Annotated in this window: 16 protein-coding genes; 8 read left to right on the forward strand and 8 right to left on the reverse strand. The window is 69.9% G+C overall.

All coding sequences use genetic code 11. The features are described from left to right. Window positions 1-94 precede the first annotated feature (94 nt). The 4 genes from VGN45_RS02765 to astB are packed head-to-tail and all read left to right on the forward strand — an operon-like array spanning window position 95 to window position 5,118. Window positions 95-1,345, forward strand: a complete 1,251-nt coding sequence (locus VGN45_RS02765; RefSeq protein WP_327459056.1) for a hydrolase — start codon at window positions 95-97, stop codon at window positions 1,343-1,345. A gap of 5 nt (window positions 1,346-1,350) precedes the next feature. Next, complete coding sequence (locus VGN45_RS02770; RefSeq protein WP_327459058.1) at window positions 1,351-2,358, forward strand: arginine N-succinyltransferase; 1,008 nt, start codon at window positions 1,351-1,353, stop codon at window positions 2,356-2,358. A gap of 4 nt (window positions 2,359-2,362) precedes the next feature. Beyond that, complete coding sequence (astD, locus tag VGN45_RS02775; protein ID WP_327459060.1) at window positions 2,363-3,781, forward strand: succinylglutamate-semialdehyde dehydrogenase; 1,419 nt, start codon at window positions 2,363-2,365, stop codon at window positions 3,779-3,781. After that, entirely contained in the window at window positions 3,778-5,118 is a 1,341-nt protein-coding gene (gene astB, locus VGN45_RS02780; RefSeq protein ID WP_327459062.1) for an N-succinylarginine dihydrolase, read from the forward strand. The genes astD and astB overlap by 4 nt, the downstream gene beginning before the upstream one ends. A 7-nt stretch (window positions 5,119-5,125) precedes the next feature. On the opposite strand, the gene VGN45_RS02785 is transcribed toward astB, so the two are convergent. From VGN45_RS02785 to hspQ, 3 genes are all read right to left on the reverse strand, one after another. After that, the gene (locus VGN45_RS02785) at window positions 5,126-5,575 is read right to left on the reverse strand and encodes a GFA family protein (protein WP_327459064.1); all 450 of its coding nucleotides are present in this window, start codon (window positions 5,573-5,575) and stop codon (window positions 5,126-5,128) included. A gap of 10 nt (window positions 5,576-5,585) precedes the next feature. Beyond that, a complete protein-coding gene (phhA, locus tag VGN45_RS02790) occupies window positions 5,586-6,461 on the reverse strand; it encodes a phenylalanine 4-monooxygenase (protein WP_327459066.1) in 876 nt (291 codons plus the stop codon). A 79-nt stretch (window positions 6,462-6,540) separates the two neighbouring features. After that, a complete protein-coding gene (gene hspQ / locus VGN45_RS02795) occupies window positions 6,541-6,846 on the reverse strand; it encodes a heat shock protein HspQ (RefSeq protein WP_327459068.1) in 306 nt (101 codons plus the stop codon). A gap of 145 nt (window positions 6,847-6,991) precedes the next feature. Between hspQ and VGN45_RS02800 the strand changes: the two genes are divergently transcribed. Next, window positions 6,992-8,107: a Ppx/GppA phosphatase family protein gene (locus tag VGN45_RS02800; RefSeq protein WP_327459070.1), complete on the forward strand. Its 1,116-nt coding sequence runs from the start codon at window positions 6,992-6,994 to the stop codon at window positions 8,105-8,107. On the opposite strand, the gene VGN45_RS02805 is transcribed toward VGN45_RS02800, so the two are convergent. The 4 genes from VGN45_RS02805 to VGN45_RS02820 all read right to left on the reverse strand — a co-directional run bounded on the left by VGN45_RS02805 (window position 8,065) and on the right by VGN45_RS02820 (window position 11,278). Beyond that, window positions 8,065-8,976: a peptidylprolyl isomerase gene (locus tag VGN45_RS02805; RefSeq protein WP_327459072.1), complete on the reverse strand. Its 912-nt coding sequence runs from the start codon at window positions 8,974-8,976 to the stop codon at window positions 8,065-8,067. The two genes, VGN45_RS02800 and VGN45_RS02805, sit on opposite strands and share 43 nt — an antisense overlap. After that, window positions 8,973-9,812: a peptidylprolyl isomerase gene (locus VGN45_RS02810; protein WP_327459074.1), complete on the reverse strand. Its 840-nt coding sequence runs from the start codon at window positions 9,810-9,812 to the stop codon at window positions 8,973-8,975. Before VGN45_RS02810 ends, VGN45_RS02805 begins: the two co-directional genes overlap by 4 nt. A 2-nt stretch (window positions 9,813-9,814) precedes the next feature. After that, a complete protein-coding gene (gene coaD, locus VGN45_RS02815; protein WP_327459076.1) occupies window positions 9,815-10,297 on the reverse strand; it encodes a pantetheine-phosphate adenylyltransferase in 483 nt (160 codons plus the stop codon). A gap of 192 nt (window positions 10,298-10,489) precedes the next feature. Then, window positions 10,490-11,278, reverse strand: a complete 789-nt coding sequence (locus tag VGN45_RS02820; protein ID WP_327459078.1) for an aminotransferase class IV — start codon at window positions 11,276-11,278, stop codon at window positions 10,490-10,492. 51 nt (window positions 11,279-11,329) lie between these two features. Between VGN45_RS02820 and VGN45_RS02825 the strand changes: the two genes are divergently transcribed. Continuing rightward, on the forward strand, window positions 11,330-11,812 hold the full coding sequence (locus tag VGN45_RS02825; protein WP_327459080.1) for a DUF7662 domain-containing protein: 483 nt from the start codon (window positions 11,330-11,332) through the stop codon (window positions 11,810-11,812). Further along, window positions 11,802-12,218 carry a type II toxin-antitoxin system VapC family toxin gene (locus VGN45_RS02830; RefSeq protein ID WP_327459082.1) on the forward strand — a complete coding sequence of 139 codons (417 nt, stop codon included), beginning with the start codon at window positions 11,802-11,804 and terminating at the stop codon, window positions 12,216-12,218. Before VGN45_RS02825 ends, VGN45_RS02830 begins: the two co-directional genes overlap by 11 nt. Before the next feature lie 3 nt (window positions 12,219-12,221). Here VGN45_RS02830 and gyrA read toward each other — a convergent pair whose 3' ends face one another. Then, on the reverse strand, window positions 12,222-14,975 hold the full coding sequence (gyrA, locus tag VGN45_RS02835) for a DNA gyrase subunit A (protein ID WP_327459084.1): 2,754 nt from the start codon (window positions 14,973-14,975) through the stop codon (window positions 12,222-12,224). A gap of 122 nt (window positions 14,976-15,097) precedes the next feature. Between gyrA and VGN45_RS02840 the strand changes: the two genes are divergently transcribed. Then, the gene (locus VGN45_RS02840; RefSeq protein ID WP_327459086.1) at window positions 15,098-15,652 is read left to right on the forward strand and encodes a superoxide dismutase family protein; all 555 of its coding nucleotides are present in this window, start codon (window positions 15,098-15,100) and stop codon (window positions 15,650-15,652) included. Window positions 15,653-15,667 lie beyond the last annotated feature (15 nt).

Consider the following 15,667-nt stretch of genomic DNA (forward strand, 5'->3'; position numbering starts at 1 on the left):
CCACCCGCGATTCCCCGAGGATGCTACGCCCTGCGGCGTCTCGCGCGAAGCGGCTTCGCTTCACCTTTGCCGCCGGGACGGCTAAGCCCCTGGCATGTCGTTTTCCCCATTCGAACAGGCCGTGCTCGACCGGGCGACGGCCGACGCCGAGCGGCTGGTGGCGCGCGCGGTGAGCTGGGCCGAGGTGAACTCCGGCAGCGGCCATGCGGCGGGGCTGGCGCGGATGCTGGACCTGCTGGAGGCCGAGGCGGCGCGGCTGCCCTGCGCCGTCGAACGAGTGGCGACGGCCGATTCCGTCACGGTCGGTGAACAGGGCGAGGTGGTGGCGCGGCCGCACGCGCCGGCGCTGAAGCTGGCCTGTCGGCCGGCTGCGCCCATCCAGATCGTGCTGACCGGCCATTACGACACCGTCTTCCCCGCCGAGTCCCCGTTCCAGTCCGTGGCGCGCCGTGCGGACGGCGCCCTGAACGGGCCGGGGATCGCCGACATGAAGGGCGGAATCTCCGTCATGCTGGGGGCGCTGGAGGCGTTCGAGACCCATCCGGGGCGAGAGAGAGTCGGCTGGACCGTGCTGCTGTCGCCGGACGAGGAGATCGGTTCGCCCGGCTCGGCGCCGCTGCTGGCCGAACTGGGGGCGCGGGGGCATCTGGGCCTGACCTACGAACCGTCCCTGCCGGACGGCACGTTGGCGGGCGCGCGCAAGGGCAGCGGCAACTTCCATCTGGTGGTCCACGGCAAGGCGGCGCATGCGGGGCGGGCCTTCCATGAGGGAGCCAACGCCGTGGCCGGCGCGGCGCTCGTCGCGGCGCGCCTGCACGAGCTGAACGGTCGGCGCGAGGGCGTGACCGTCAATGTGGCGAAGATTTCCGGAGGCGGCGCGCTGAACGTCATTGCCGATCGGGCCGTGGTGCGGTTCAACGTGCGCGTTCCCGACAGCCAGTCCGCGGCCTGGGTGACGGACGCGATCGGCGAGATCGCGGGCGCCCCTCCCCTGCCCGGCCTGTCGCTGCACCTGCATGGCGGCATGACGCGCGCGCCGAAGCCCATGGACGCGGCCCAGACCGAGCTGTTCGAAGCCGTCCGCGCGACCGGCGCCCTGCTGGGCCAGAAGATCGCCTGGAAGCCGTCGGGCGGGGTGTGCGAGGGCAACAACCTGCACGCCGCCGGCCTGCCCAACGTCGACACACTTGGCGTCGTCGGCGGCGACATCCATTCGGACCAGGAGTTCGCCTGGCCGGACAGCTTCGCCGAACGGGCCCGGCTAAGCGCCCTGATCCTGTGCCGCGTCGCGTCCGGAGAGATCGACGCCGCCCGCCTGAAACGCCTTCGTCTGGAGACCGCGTAACCCGCATGCTCGTCGTCCGTCCCGCCGGCCCCGCCGACCTCGACTTCCTGCTGGAGCTGGCCATCCTGTCCGGGCCCGGCTTCACCAGCCTGCCGGAGGATCCGGACCAGTTGTCGGAGCGGCTGGACCTGTGCCGCGACAGCTTCGCGGGCGCCGTGCCGCGCGAGCAGGCCTGGTACACGCTGATGCTGGAGGAGACCGACACCGGCGACGTCGACGGCGTGGGCTCGGTCAAGGCGACGGTGGGGTTGAAGCGGCCCTTCTTCAGCTTTCGGGTCCAGAACACGACGCAGTCGTCGCCCAGCCTGGGCGTGCGGCTGGAGCATCAGACGCTGAAGCTGGTCAACGAATGCACCGGCTGGACCGAGGTCGGGTCCCTGTTCCTGAAGGCGGACCGGAGGAAAGGCGGCGCGGGACGGCTGCTCAGCCAGTCGCGCTACATGCTGATCGGGGCCCAGCCCGATCTGTTCGCAGAGACCGTTCTGGCCGAGCTGCGCGGCGTGTTCACGCCCGACGGCGCCTGCCCCTTCTGGGACCATGTGGCGCACAAGTTCTTCCCCATGGAGTTCGACGAGGCCGACCGGATGACCGGCTCGACCGACAAGCAGTTCATCCTCGATCTGGCCCCGCGCGAGCCGATCTACGTCGAACTGCTGCCCGAGCCGGCGCGAGCCGTGATCGGCAAGGTGCATCCGCAGGGCGTGCCGGCGATGGCCCTGCTGGAATCCGAAGGGTTCCGGCCCAACGGCCTGGTCGACATCTTCGACGCCGGTCCCACCGTCACCTGCCGCCGCGACGACATCCGCACGGTGCGCGACGCGCGGGCCCTGACGGCGCGGATCGTGGATCAGGTCGACGCCGAACTGCCAGCCCTGATCTCCACCGCCAGCGTCGCCGGCTTCCGCGCCGTGCGGCAGAAGGCGGCGATCGAGGGCGACCATGCCCATATCGACGCCGAAACCGCCGCCGCGCTGAAGGTGCGCGACGGCGACATGATCCGCGTGAAGAGCTGACCCGATGACCCGACTGATCTCCACCGACCCCGCGACCGGCGACGTCGTCTGGGAAGGCGACGCCACTTCTCTCGGCGAGGTCGAGCGCGCGGCGGTGATGGCGCGACGTGCCTTCCGTGACTGGGCCGACCGGCCGCGGCAGTTCCGCATCGACGCCCTGAAGCGATACCAGGCGGCGCTGAAGGCGCGCGCGCCGGAGATCGCCGAGGCCATCAGCCGCGAGACCGGCAAGGCCCTGTGGGAGAGCACCGCCGAGCTGGCGGCCATGCAGGGCAAGGTGGACATCTCCATCCGCGCCTATGACGAGCGGACCGGCGAGCGCGAGACCGCGACCGGCTTCGGCCGCGCCGTGCTGCGGCACCGGCCGCACGGCGTGGCGGCGGTGTTGGGGCCGTTCAACTTTCCGGGTCACCTGCCCAACGGCCACATCGTGCCGGCGCTGCTGGCCGGCGACACCGTTGTGTTCAAGCCGTCCGAGGAAGCGCCCCTGACCGGGCAGCTGATGCTGGAGTGCCTGCGCGAAGCCGACCTGCCCGAGGGCGTGGTCAACGTCGTGCAGGGCGGGCGCGAGCTGGGGCAGGCCCTGCTGAGCCAGGACATCGACGCCCTGATGTTCACCGGCTCGGGCGCCGCGGGCGCGCACTTCAAGCGCCAGTTCGCCGAGAACCCGCACGTCATCCTGGCGCTGGAACTGGGCGGCAACAATCCGCTGGTGGTCTGGGACGCCAAGGACGCCGAGGCGGTGGCCGGCATCGTGGCGATGAGCGCCTTCGTCACCACCGGCCAGCGCTGCTCCTGCGCGCGGCGGCTGATCGTCGAGGCGGGATCGAAGGGCGACGCCGTGATCGAGGCCGTGGCCGCCATCATGGACCGGCTGACCTATGCGCCTTGGAACAGCTCACCCGAGCCGTTCGGCGGGCCCCTGATCTCGGCCCGCGCGGCGTCGCAGGCGCGCGAGGCCTTGCAGGCGCGCATCGACCTAGGGGCGCGGGTGATCCGCGACACCGGGCCCGTCGAGGGCCTGTCCGACGCCTTCGTCAGACCGGCCCTGATCGACGTCACCGACGTGCAGGTTCCGGATGAGGAGATCTTCGCCCCCTTCCTGTCGGTCCAGCGCGTGCCGATCTTCGACGAGGCGATCGCGGCGGCGAACCGGACGAAGTACGGCCTGTCCGCCGGTCTGGTCAGCGACGATCCGGCGAAGTGGGACCGGTTCGTCAACCGCATCCGCGCCGGCGTGGTGAACTTCAACCGCCCGACCACCGGCGCGGCGGGCGACATGCCCTTCGGCGGCCTGGGCCAGAGCGGCAACCACCGGCCCAGCGCCTACTACGCGGCCGACTACTGCGCCTATCCTGTGGCCAGCTTCGAGGCCGGCGAGGTCCGCAACATCGAGGGCGAGATGAAGGGTCTGCGGGCGTGACCACACACGCCGTCGAGGCCAACGCCGACGGACTGATCGGGCCGACGCATTCCTATGCGGGGCTGTCGCCGGGGAACCTGGCGTCGGATCGGAACCGGGGGCTGGCGTCCAATCCGAAGGCGGCGGTGTTGCAGGGGCTGCAGAAGATGCGGCTGCTGGCCGATCTGGGCCTGCCGCAGTTCGTGCTGCCGCCGCAGGAGCGGCCGGACATCCCGTTTCTCAGATCGCTGGGCTTCGTCGGGTCGGATGCGCGGGTGCTGGAGGACGCGTGGCGCGACGCCCCCGCCTTCGCCGCCGCCGCCTGCTCCGCCTCGGCCATGTGGGCCGCCAACGCGGCGACGGTGACGCCCAGCGCGGACAGCGCCGACGGACGGGTGCACTTCACCCCGGCCAATCTGGTGACCAACCTCCACCGCTCGCTGGAGCATCGGCAGACGACGCGGGCGCTGGACGCCCTGTTCCCCGATCCGGACCGTTTCGCCGTTCACGACGCCCTGCCCCCCGTCGCCCATCTGGCCGACGAGGGCGCGGCCAACCACGTGCGCCTGTGCGCAGAGCACGGAGCGCCGGGCGTCAACCTGATGGTTTGGGGACGCGAGGCGTGGGAGGGCTGGACCGGCCTGTTCCCGGCCCGGCAGACCCGCGAGGCCTCCGACGCCGTCATGCGCCGGCACGGGGCCGGCGGCGCGGTGCTGGCGCGCCAGTCGCGCGACGCCATCGCGGGCGGCACCTTCCACAACGACGTGGTCTGCGTCGGCGCGCTGAACGTGCTGTTCCATCACGAGCTGGCGTTCGAGGACACGGCCGCGACGCATGAAGCCATCCGGCGCGCCGCAGACGGCCGGTTCGAGCCGGTGTTCGTGGAGGTCTCCAACGCCGACCTGCCGCTGGGCGACGCCATCGCCAGCTATCTGTTCAACTCCATGCTGATCCAGGTTCCGGGCCAGGACCGGCTGACGCTGGTCTGCCCGACCGAGACGCAGGAGAACCCGGCCAGCCGTGCGGTCACGGAGCGGCTGATCGCCTCCAACGGTCCGATCGGAGAGGTCCGGTTCGTCGACGTGCGCCAGTCCATGCGCAACGGCGGCGGCCCCGCCTGCCTGCGCCTGCGCGTCGTGCTGACGGAGGCGGAGTTGGCGGCGACCAATCCGGCGATGCGGCTGACGCCCGACCTGCACGACCGCTTGATCGCCTGGGCCGAGCGGCACTATCGCGACGAACTGGTCGCGCGCGACCTGGCCGATCCCGACCTGCTGACCGAGAGCCGCGCAGCGCTGGACGAGCTTACCGGAATCCTGGAGCTGGGGTCGAACTTCTATCCGTACCAGCGGACCTGAGCGGAGGTCACATGTAGGACGTGATCGCCGGCGCCGAGCCCCAATCGTCCTCTGCGCCGTTTTCGTGGCGCACCGGTGCTTCCGCCAGCTCCTCGGGCGTGACGCCCTCCAGGCAGGCGACGTTCACGCAGTAGAAGTCGCCGCCCATCACCTCCTCCGAGGCCGATACGAAGGCGTAGACTCCGCACGTCCTGCAAAAGGTGTGATCTATGCCGCCTTCGCCAAAGCGGTAGTGGGTCAGCTGGTCATCGCCCTGGAGGAGTCGGAACGCTTCGGCGGGCACATGGCTCTTCCAAATCCGGGTCTTGGCGCAGAACGAGCAGTTGCACCTGAGGGTCGAGGCGTACCAGGACCCCGGCCGCATCTGAGCCGAACGCCGTCCTTCCGGGGCGAGATCGATTTCGCACTCAAATCGCACGGCGCCGCAATGGCAGGCACCGGTTCGGGTCTGATACATGTGGGTTTCCTTACGCCGCGAAGCGTCCGCCTCTCGCGGCATAGGCCTGGGTGCCGTGGGTGAAGACCTGATCGGTTGGGAGAACGGCGTCGATCGGGATCGTGTCGGCGTCCTTCAGCCGGGCGTAGATCGGGCCGAAGTCCTGCAGGGTCTCGCGCTTCAGGCGCTCAATGGAATCGATGACGAAGTAGACCTGCTGGAAATCGTCGATGCGGTAGAGGGTGCGCATCACGCGCTCCAGATCGAAGCCGATCCGGTTGGGCGACGGGTCCTCGACGGCGAAGACGCTCTCGGTCGCTGAAGACACGATGCCGGCGCCGTAGATGCGCAGACCGCCCGGGTCCTGCATCAGACCGAACTCGACCGTGTACCAGTACAGACGCGCCAGATTGGGGAGCATTCCCAGCGAGGCCGCGCGTTGGCCGCCCTTGCCGTAGGCCTCCATGTAGTCGGCGAAGTCCGGATCCGTCAGCATCGGCACGTGGCCGAAGACATCGTGGAAGATGTCCGGCTCCTGCAGATAGTCCAGCTGGTCCGGCTTGCGGATGAACTGGCCCGAGGGGAAGCGGCGGTTGGCCAGGTGGTCGAAGAAGACCTCGTCGGGCACCAGGCCCGGGACGCAGACCACGGTCCAGCCGGTGAGCGCCTGCAGCTTGGGGTTCATGACCTCGAAGTCCGGGATGCCGCCCGTGTTCAGGTCCAGCGCGTCCAGCCCCTTCAGGAAGACGTCGGCGGCGCGGCCGGGCAGGATCTTCATCTGCCGGGCGTAGAGGGTGTTCCAGGTCTCGTGCTCGACCGGGCTGTAGGCGCCCCAGTTCTGGGGGATCGTCCAGTCCTCGGCGGCGCCTTCGGGCGGCGTCTCGAAAACGTGTTCGAAGTCGGACATGGGACGCTCTTTCCTGCCGTTCCGCGCTCTGCGGCGCGCTGACCGCGAACCTAGGCGTCCGGACGGGCGGACGCCAGCGTCACTGGAGGCGATGCGCGGCCGGCGTCAGGCGGCCGGACACGTCCTTGCGCAGCCAGCCGGCCGGCAGTTCGATGAGCTGGGAGCCGGCGGCCGTCAGAACGTCCTCGGCCGCATAGGCGACGAAGCCGCCGTCGTCGCCGGTGGCGAGCACGCGGTAGAAGGGCTGGGCCGCATCGACGTCCCCGACGTCGGCGGGACGGCCGGCATAGGCGGCGTCCACGTCGACGATCACGCCGGCAAAGGCGTGATCCCGGTGCCGGACGGCCTGGCCGAGGCGGAAGCGGGCGGTGGGAACATCGGTCATGGTCGCATCCTGAACGGCCAAGCCTGAGCCGCGTCCGAGCGCGTCGTTCATCTTCCTGACAGGGTCGGCATTGCGCGGACGGTGCGTCGCGCTATCGTCGTCGGCGACGGGGGTCGCCTTCGGACCGCCCAAAGAAAGTTCGGCCATGCCGGAGATCGACGGCGCGCCCGCGCGGCGCGACGCCCGGTCCCCCCGCCGCGACGGCGACGGTCGAGAGGCGCCCCTGTACGGCGCGCTCGATCTGGGGACCAACAATTGCCGCCTGCTGATCGCGCGCCCGGCGCGGGAAGGCTTTCGCGTGATCGACAGCTTCAGCCGGATCGTGCGGCTGGGCGAGGGGGTGTCGCGCAGCGGCCGGCTGGACGACGCCGCCATGGACCGGGCCTATGAGGCGCTGGATCTGTGCGCCGAGCGTTTGGCGCGGCGCGGCATCGAGGGCGCCCGGATCAGCGCCGTGGCGACCCAGGCGTGCCGGCAGGCGGAGAACGGCGCGGCGTTCGTCGAGCGGGTTCGGGCCGGCACGGGGCTGAAGCTGCGGATCATCGGGCCGGAGGAGGAAGCCGCCTTGTCGGTCGAGGGGTGCCGCAACCTGCTGGACGCGCGCACCGAGGCGGCGCTGGTGATCGACGTGGGCGGCGGCTCGACCGAGCTGTCGTGGATGCGCGGCGACGGGCGGGGATTCCGGACCGTGGCCTGGATGAGCGCGCCGGTCGGGGTGGTGACCCTGGCCGAGGCCCATCCGGAGCCGGACGACGGGCTGGAGGCGTGGTTCGAGGCCATGGTCGGGACGATGACGCGGGCGCTGGAGACGGCGGAATGTCCACCGGACCTGACCGCCCTGTTCCATGCCGGGCGGGGGCATCTGGTCGGGACGTCGGGAGCCATCACCAGCCTGGCCGGGGTTCATCTGGGCCTGAAGCGATACCGGCGCGACCAGGTGGACGGGCTGTGGATGACGCGCACGGAATGCGAGGCGGCGGCGTCGCGGCTGCTGCACCTGGGGCCCAAAGGGCGGGCCGCCGACAGCTGCATCGGGCAGGAGCGGGCCGATCTGGTGATGGCCGGCGCGGCGATCCTGGAAGCGGTTCAGCGCGGCTGGCCCAGCGAGCGCGTGCGCGTGGCCGACCGCGGCCTGCGCGAGGGGCTGCTTTTGCAGAAGATGCGCGAGGAAAGGCAGGCGTCCCCGTCTCGGCGACGCCGGAGGCGGCGACGCGGCGGTCAGCCCCCCGGCGGCGGAGGTGGGGGCGGGGGCGAGACCTGAACCGGCAGGCTGAGGTCGCAGACGGAGAAATCCGCTCCCCGCGCCGCGCGGGTTTGGGCCACCGTTTCAATGAACGCCGGGGCCTGGGCCCGCATGACGTGGACCACCGGACGCTCGGCCTCAGGCAGATCGGCGGCGACGCGAACGCGGACCATCCTGTCCGGCTCGGTGACCTGTCCGGAAGGGTCGGTCCCGGGCTTGAGCGCACGGACGACGTCCAGCCCCTCCAGCGTCATGCCCCAGATGGTGTAGCGCTTGTCGAGCGCCGGATAGGGCTGGCGCATGATGAAGAACTGGCTGTTGGCGGTGTCGGGATCCTCGTCCCGCGCCATGCCCGCGACGCCGGGGCAGTAGAGCCCCCAGGCATGCACCTTGCCGTCCGAGGTCAGGGGCATCAGGGCGTCGGGCTGGGTCTGAACCGGCAGGCTGTTCAGGAAGCCGACGACCGCGCCGGCCGGCGACGCCACGGGCGTGAAGGCCAGATCGGGGCCACGACGGAAGGTGAACTCCCCGACCAGGTCCGGATAGGCGCTCTGTCCCTCGCCGGTGCCGAGCGGGTCGCCCGTCTGGGCCATGAACCAGTCGATGACCCGGTGCCAGACGAGACCGTCGTAGACGCCGAGGCGCGACAGCAGGCGGATGCGCTCCACGTGCAGGGGCGCGGCCTCGGGCAGCAGCTCCAGGATGATCCGGCCCTTGGTCGTGTCGATCAGCAGCAGGTTCTCGGGGGCCACGCGGCGCCACCCGGCCTCGTCCACTGCGACGGCCGGCGCGCCAGGCACGACGCCGAGGCGGGGGTCCTGAGCGGCGGCGTGGCCGGCGGCCAAAGCCGCGCCGAGGGCGATCAGCGATGCGGTCAGGCGCTTCACGGCGTCACCTCCACGAGGGGCATGAGGTCGCAGACGTTGAAGGCGGCGCCGCGCGCGGCGCGCGTCGTCTCGATCGAGGCCTGATAGGTCGGGCTTGAGGGATCCATCACGCGCACGGTCGGTCGTTCACCGGCCGGCATCGCTGCGGCGGTGCGGACGCGGACCATGCGGTCCGGCTCGCCCTGCACGGCGCCGTCCATGGCGTCTTCGCCCGCCTTGATGGCGCGCACGGCCTCCATGCCCTGAACCACCCGGCCGAAAGGCGTGTAGGTTCCATTCAGCCGGTCGTTGCGGCCCGTCATGAGGTAGAACTGGCTGTTGGCGCTGTCGACCGGGCCGGACCGGGCCATTCCGACGGTCGCGGGGCAGAACAGACCCTGGGCCGGAGTCTTCTTATCCACGGTGAACATCATCTGGGCGTCCGGCTGGCTGGAAACCGGCATGACGCCCATGAGGCCGACGAGGCCGGGGCCCGCGTTCGGCACGGGGACGAAGCCGTCCTGAGCGCCCCGGCGGAAGGCGAACTCGGCCTTGACGTCGAGCAGGTCGCTGCCGCCCGCGCCGGTGCCGGTCGGGTCGCCCGTCTGGGCCATGAAGCCCGGTATGACGCGGTGGAAAGGCACGCCGTCATAGAAGCCGCGATCCGCGAGCGTACGCACCCGCTCCACATGATTCGGCGCCATGCGGGGCTCAAGCTCCACCAGGATGCGTCCATGCACGGTGTCGATGACCAGCAGGTTCGCCGGCTCGACGGTGCGCCAGACGTCCTGCGCCGAGGCCGGCCCGCCCAGAGTCAGGGCGGCGACCGCCCCCATGAACCACGCCGAAACCTTCATCCTCACCTCTTCACGCGGGCCCGGACGGCGGCGGCGACGCCGGGGCTGACGAAACTGTCGATCGCGCCGTCCAGACGCGCGATCTCCTTGACCAGACGGCTGGCGACGGCCTGGTGACGCGGGTCCGCCATCAGAAAGACCGTCTCTATGTCCGCATTCAGGCGCTGATTCATCGCCGTCATCTGAAACTCGTACTCGAAGTCGGCCACGGCGCGCAGGCCCCGCACGATCACCGCGGCGTTCAGCGATTCGGCAAAATGCATCAGCAGGGTGTCGAACGGCCGGACCTCGACCGCGGCTCCCAGATGGGCGACCTCGGCGCCAACCATGGCGACGCGCTCGTCGGTGCTGAACAGCGGACCCTTGTCGTCGTTGCGGGCCACGCCGATGACCAGACGGTCCACCAGCTTCACCGCCCGACCGATGATGTCCATGTGACCGTTGGTGATCGGATCGAAGGTGCCGGGATAGAGCCCGATTCGCATGGGGTTCCCCTGTGCCGCCCGGGGGCCGGGTCGACCGAAAAAACAGAGTCCGTTGAGTCCACAGAGTCCATCGACCCCAACGAAAGACGCGTCCCCGAGAAAAGACGAGTGCACAAGGTGCACATTCCGGCGGGCGTGCGAACCCGCGTTCGACATCATAACCCGGTTCGCGGACGCCGTCGGGAAAAGGTCTCAGATTTTTTCCGGCGGGGCCGCCGACCAGGCTGCGGCGAGTCGGGCGACGACCTCCGGCGCCGGATCGAAGACGTGGTCGCCGACGGCGGTCAGGGCGGCGGCGGGAGTGGCGCTGTTGCACAGGAAGGCGTGGTGGAACGTCGGCAGGTCGGACAGACGGACGACGGCATGGTTCTGGATCAGGCCGACGGCGGCGAGATTTCGCCGGATCAGGGCCTGGGCGACGCCTTCGAGCTTGGGCCCTTCCGGCCAGACGACCTCGTCGCCCTTGACGAAGCCGACGTTCCACAGCGTGCCTTCCAGAATGCGGCCGTCGGCGTCGGTGAACAGGGCGTCGTCGAAGCCGGCCTGGGACGCCGCGCGGCGGGCGCGGATCAGCCCCATGGTGGCCACGTGCTTCAGATGCGGGGCTTCGCGCAGGTAGGCGACGGGCATGACTCGACGCGGTCCGAGGGGCAAGGGCGGGTCGAAGACGCCGATCATGACGCGGGGACGACCGACCCAAGCGACCTGCCGATGGGAAATCTCGGGCGAGAACAGGCTGACCCGCAGCCAGGCGTCGCGACGATCGCCGAGCGCGGCGCGCATGAGCTCGCGCAGGCGGTCTTCGCCCACGGTCTGTCCGAACAGTTCGACGGAGGCGGTCTCCAGCCGGACCAGATGCAAGTCCAGCCCTCGAGCGGCGCCGTGCTCGACGCGGAACGAGGTGTAGGCGCCATGGTTGACCAGCGCCGGATGGGCCAGATCGTCGGCGGTGGCCGGAGCTCCGTCGATGAAGAGAGACATTGGATACCTTCGTATTGAGGTATATACCTAGAAAATATCTTGGAGACCTCAATGTCAGTATACGCACCCTTGCAAAGGCAGCTAGCCTCCACGAACCAATCGGTCGTCCGCCTGTCGTTTGCGGACATCGAGCGCCTGCTCGGCCGACGCCTGCCGCCTTCGGCGTACGACGAAAAGATCAAGCGCCAGTGGTGGGCCAACACCGACACTCACAGTCAGGCGCGCGCGTGGCTGTCGGCTGGGCGCAAAGCGAAGCTGGATGCCGCCGCGAACGCGGTCATGTTCGTCCGAGAAGAGCGACCTCACAGTCAGCAACTGACGATAGCCGACTCGGCGTTGACTGGAGCCGCACGCCAACTGCTGACCTCCACCGCCCGCGAGTACGGCATCGACGTGCCCGAAGCGGCGGCACAGCTTCTCAACGAAGCGGCGCGCGAACGTAGGAAATCCATCCTCGACGGCTTCGTCGGTCGCTCCAAACTCTCCTCGGTGTCCAGCGCGGATCTGATCCGGGAGGATCGCGATGCCCGGTGAGCGGATCGTCGATGCCTCGCTGCTCGGCGCCGCGCTGTTCGAGGAAACGAAGTCCGACGTCGCGCGGCGATTCCTGGCGGGCGATCACGAACTCCTGGCCCCCAGCCTCCTGACGCTGGAGATCGCGAGCCTCGCCGCGAAAAAGGTCTGGAGAGGCGAAGCCGACGTGGAAATTGGGGCCAGAGCGGTGGATGAAGCCCTGACCCTCGTGCCGGAGACGATCGACATCGAACCCTTGGCGGCGCGGGCCTTCGAACTGGCGGCACGTCATCGGTTTTCGGCCTATGACGCGAGCTACCTGGCCCTCGCCGAGCGTCGCGCTTGTGTGGTCGTGACGCTGGACGAGAAGCTGGTGCGCCGTGCGGCGGACGTCGGTCTGGGACATCTTGTGGAAGAGGTCCGATAGGCCTCAGGACTCGGTGGAGTCCGCCGCGTTGATCGCGTCCCCGTCATCCCCACCCGAATCCGGCAACCGTTCCACGGACACCACCTTCTCGCCCTCGGCGGTCTTGAAGATCGTCACCCCCTGGCTGGCGCGGCCGACGATGCGGACCTGGTCCATGCGGGTGCGGATCATCTGGCCGCCGGAGGTGACCAGCAGAAGGTCGTCGGTCTCCTCGACCGGGAAGGCGGCGGCGAGGCGGTCGCCCGCGCGACCGCCCAGGCCATGGGCGGTCAGGCCTTTGCCGCCGCGGCCGGTGCGTCGGTACTCATAGGCCGAGGAGCGCTTGCCGAAGCCCGTTTCGGTGACGGTCAAGATGAACTGTTCCGCGGCGCCCAGTTCGGCGATGCGTTCGACCGACAGGACGGCGTCGGCGACGGCATCTTCATCGGCCTCGACCGGCGTCTCGTCCTCGCCGTCGCCGTTCGCCGCCTTGCGCATGGCGTTGGCGTGCTTGACGTAGGCCGCGCGCTCTTCCGGGGTGGCGTCGACGCGGCCGAGGATGGCCATGGAGATGACCTCGTCGCCCTCGGCCAGGCGCACGCCGCGCACGCCGGTGGAGTCCCGGCCCTTGAACACGCGCACGTCGTCGGCCTTGAAGCGGATGGCCTGGCCCAGGGCCGTGGTCAGCAGCACGTCGTCCTCGCCGGTGCACAGGGCGACGCCGACCATGTGGTCGCCCTCCTCCAGCTTCATGGCGATCTTGCCGGCGCGATTGACCGTGGCGAAGTCCGACAGCTTGTTGCGGCGCACGTCGCCTGACGCCGTGGCGAACATGACGTCGAGGTCGCCCCAGGTCGCCTCGTCCTCCGGCAGGGGCAGGACGTTCATGATGGTGTCGCCGGGCTCGATCGGCAGCAGGTTCACGAAGGCCTTGCCGCGCGACTGGGGATTGCCCAGCGGCAGGCGCCAGGTCTTCAGCTTGTAGGCCTTGCCGTTGGTGGCGAAGAACAGGACCGGGGTATGGGTCGAGGCGGAGAAGACGCCGACGACGGCGTCGTCCTCCTTCATCGCCACGCCGCTGCGGCCCTTGCCGCCGCGGTGCTGGGTCCGATAGGCGTTCAGCGCCACGCGCTTGACGTAGCCGCCGTGGGTGACGGTGACGACCATGTCCTCGCGCGGGATCAGGTCCTCGTCCTCCATCTCGCCGTCGCCTTCTCCGATCAGGGTGCGGCGCGGGACGGCGAAGCGGTCCCTCACCTCCTGCAACTCCTCGCGGATGACGCCCAGGATGTTGGCGCGGTCGCTGAGCAGGGTCAGGTGGCCCTGGATCGTGCCGGCCAGCTCGTGCGCCTCGCCGAAGATGTCGTCGCGGCCGAGGCCGGTCAGGCGCGACAGGGTCAGGGCCAGAATGGCGCGGGCCTGTTCGTCGGTCAGGTTCAGCTTGTCGCCGTCGACCAAAGCCGAGCGCGGATCGGCGATCAGTTCGATCAGGGCCATCATGTCGCCGACCGGCCAGGACTTTGCCTGCAGCCGCTCGCGCGCCTCGGACGGATCGGCCGAGGAGCGGATGATGTGGATGACCTCGTCGATGTTGGCGACGGCGACGGCCAGTCCGACCAACACGTGGCCGCGGTCGCGGGCCTTGGCCAGCTCGAACTTGATGCGGCGGACGACCACTTCCTCTCGGAACTCGAGGAAGGCCTCGAGCAGGGCGCGCAGTCCCATCTGCTCGGGACGGCCGTGGTTCAGGGCCAGCATGTTGACCCCGAACGAGCTCTGCATGGCGGTGAAGCGCCACAGCTGGTTGAGGACGACGTCGCCGGACGCGTCGCGCTTCAGCTCCACCACCATGCGCATGCCGTGGCGGTCGGATTCGTCGCGGACGTCGGAGATGCCCTCGATCTTCTTCTCGCGCACCAGTTCGGCGATGCGCTCGATCAGGGTCTGCTTGTTGACCTGATAGGGCAGCTCGGTGACCACGATCGCTTCGCGGTCCTTGCGGATGGTCTCGATCGAGGCCTTGCCGCGCACCACCACGGAACCGCGGCCGTCGCGCAGGGCGACGCGGGGTGCGGTGCGGCCCATGATCTCGCCGCCGGTGGGGAAGTCGGGGCCCGGCACGACGTCCAGCAAGGCGTCGTCGCCGATTTCCGGATCGTCCAACAGGGCCAGGCAGGCGTCGATCACCTCGCCCAGATTGTGCGGCGGGATGTTGGTGGCCATGCCGACCGCGATGCCGCCGGCGCCGTTGACCAGAAGATTGGGGATGCGGGTCGGCAGGACGACCGGCTCCAGCTCCTTCTCGTCATAGTTCGGCTGGAAGTCGACGGTGTCCTTGTCGATGTCGGCCATCAGGGCCGTGGCGGCCGTGGCCATGCGGCACTCGGTATATCGCATGGAGGCGGGCATGTCCCCGTCCACCGAGCCGAAGTTGCCCTGGCCGTCGACCAGCATCAGCCCCATCGAGAACGGCTGGGCCATGCGCACCAGCGCCATGTAGACAGAGGCGTCGCCGTGCGGGTGGAAGCGGCCCAGCACGTCGCCGACCACGCGCGCGCACTTGGAATAGGACTTCGACGGCTCCATTCCCAGGTCATGCATCGAATACAGGATGCGGCGATGCACCGGCTTGAGGCCGTCGCGCGCGTCCGGCAAGGCTCGGCTGACGATGACGCTCATCGCATAGTCGAGGTACGACTTGCGCAGTTCGTCTTCGATGGTGATGGAGGCCACGTCGCCGCCCCGGGGAGCGCCGTTTTCGGGGGTCAGATCGGTCAAGGATTTCGGGCTTTCGTCCGGCGGAATCGGAACGTGTTCCGCGCCCCCGGTTTCTAGCATTCATCGGCCTTTGGGGCCAAGCCGCGGGGGCCGTCCGGAACCCGCCGTCCACGGAGAAGATCATGCGCCGCCGAACCCTCGCCGCCGTCGCCGTTTCGATGACGCTGCCGCTGGGCGCCTGCGCCTCCATGGGCGTGGGGGATCGGGCCCCGCTGGGCGATTTCGGCGAGGCGACGCTGGTGAACGCCGAGGGTGCGCGGGTGGGCCGCGCGGTGTTGACGCAGGGACCGACGGGCCTGCTGATCCGGGTCGAGGCGACAGGCCTGACGCCCGGCTGGCACGGCGTCCACCTGCACCAGACCGGCACGTGCGAGGGAGCCTTCACCAGCGCGGGCGGACACATCCACGGCGGCGAGGGCGGCAAGCCGCACGGCCTGCTGAACGCCGACGGGCCCGACGACGGCGACCTGCCCAACGTGCACGCCGACGCGGGCGGCCGGGTGATGGCCGAAGTGTTCACCCCGCGCGCGCGCATCGCCGCGACCGGGCCGGGCTCCTGGTTGCTGGACGCGGACGGCTCGGCCATCGTGGTCCACGCCGGGGCCGACGACCACACGACCCAGCCGATCGGCGGCGCGGGCGACCGCGTGGCGTGCGGGATCGTGGCGGCGGGATAGGGTCTTTAAGCTGGC

The organism is Brevundimonas sp. (assembly GCF_035999125.1).
Lineage (GTDB): Bacteria > Pseudomonadota > Alphaproteobacteria > Caulobacterales > Caulobacteraceae > Brevundimonas.

Coding starts and splice junctions, on each gene's coding strand:
- VGN45_RS02785 (WP_327459064.1), bottom strand. CDS start 5,575: ATGTATCAGACCCGAACCGGTGCCTGCCATTGCGGCGCCGTGCGATTT.
- VGN45_RS02820 (WP_327459078.1), bottom strand. CDS start 11,278: ATGTCTCTCTTCATCGACGGAGCTCCGGCCACCGCCGACGATCTGGCC.
- VGN45_RS02810 (WP_327459074.1), bottom strand. CDS start 9,812: ATGAAGGTTTCGGCGTGGTTCATGGGGGCGGTCGCCGCCCTGACTCTG.
- VGN45_RS02770 (WP_327459058.1), top strand. CDS start 1,351: ATGCTCGTCGTCCGTCCCGCCGGCCCCGCCGACCTCGACTTCCTGCTG.
- VGN45_RS02825 (WP_327459080.1), top strand. CDS start 11,330: ATGTCAGTATACGCACCCTTGCAAAGGCAGCTAGCCTCCACGAACCAA.
- phhA (WP_327459066.1), bottom strand. CDS start 6,461: ATGTCCGACTTCGAACACGTTTTCGAGACGCCGCCCGAAGGCGCCGCC.
- VGN45_RS02830 (WP_327459082.1), top strand. CDS start 11,802: ATGCCCGGTGAGCGGATCGTCGATGCCTCGCTGCTCGGCGCCGCGCTG.
- VGN45_RS02800 (WP_327459070.1), top strand. CDS start 6,992: ATGCCGGAGATCGACGGCGCGCCCGCGCGGCGCGACGCCCGGTCCCCC.
- hspQ (WP_327459068.1), bottom strand. CDS start 6,846: ATGACCGATGTTCCCACCGCCCGCTTCCGCCTCGGCCAGGCCGTCCGG.
- VGN45_RS02840 (WP_327459086.1), top strand. CDS start 15,098: ATGCGCCGCCGAACCCTCGCCGCCGTCGCCGTTTCGATGACGCTGCCG.
- VGN45_RS02765 (WP_327459056.1), top strand. CDS start 95: ATGTCGTTTTCCCCATTCGAACAGGCCGTGCTCGACCGGGCGACGGCC.
- coaD (WP_327459076.1), bottom strand. CDS start 10,297: ATGCGAATCGGGCTCTATCCCGGCACCTTCGATCCGATCACCAACGGT.
- astD (WP_327459060.1), top strand. CDS start 2,363: ATGACCCGACTGATCTCCACCGACCCCGCGACCGGCGACGTCGTCTGG.